The 530-nt window shown below is 46.0% G+C and carries 1 protein-coding gene; it reads left to right on the top strand.

Annotated features, from left to right (window positions below; translation table 11 throughout):
- On the top strand, window positions 1–442 hold a 442-nt coding region (locus ACTHUR_RS17775), incomplete at its 5' end, for a peroxiredoxin (RefSeq protein ID WP_440400053.1).
- Window positions 443–530: the final 88 nt, after the last annotated feature.

The raw sequence follows: 530 nt of genomic DNA, 5'->3' as shown, positions 1-530 counted from the left end.
GTCAAAATATCAATTCACACTCCCATCTTCTTCCGGTAGCGATTTTAACTCCGCCGAACATTTGCCGTTGGTTGTCTATTTTTATCCTAAAGACAACACGCCCGGCTGTACCACCGAAGGCTTGGATTTCAATGCCCGATTGGAACAATTCAAAGCATTGGGCTATACCGTTGTCGGTATTTCGCGTGACGGCGTTAAATCGCATCAGAATTTCTGCGCTAAACAAGGCTTCCAGTTTGAATTGTTGAGCGATAAAGAAGAAACCGTCTGCAAACTGTTTGACGTGATCAAGCTGAAAAAGCTTTACGGCAAAGAATCCCTCGGCATTGAGCGCAGCACGTTTGTGTTGGACGAAAACGGCGAAATTGCCCATGAGTGGCGCAAAGTCAAAGTGGCCGGACACGCGCAGGAAGTTTTGGATACAATCTCTCAAGCCTCTTAAATAGGGCTTTGAAAACCTAAGGCCGTCTGAACGGATGTAAAGTTATGCCGTTCAGACGGCCTTTCAATACAGTTTGATGAGTATGGAC

The organism is Neisseria sp. P0021.S007 (assembly GCF_051956855.1).
The sequence above is the reverse complement of the archived record's forward strand: the minus strand, read 5'-3'. Positions and strand labels throughout refer to the sequence as shown.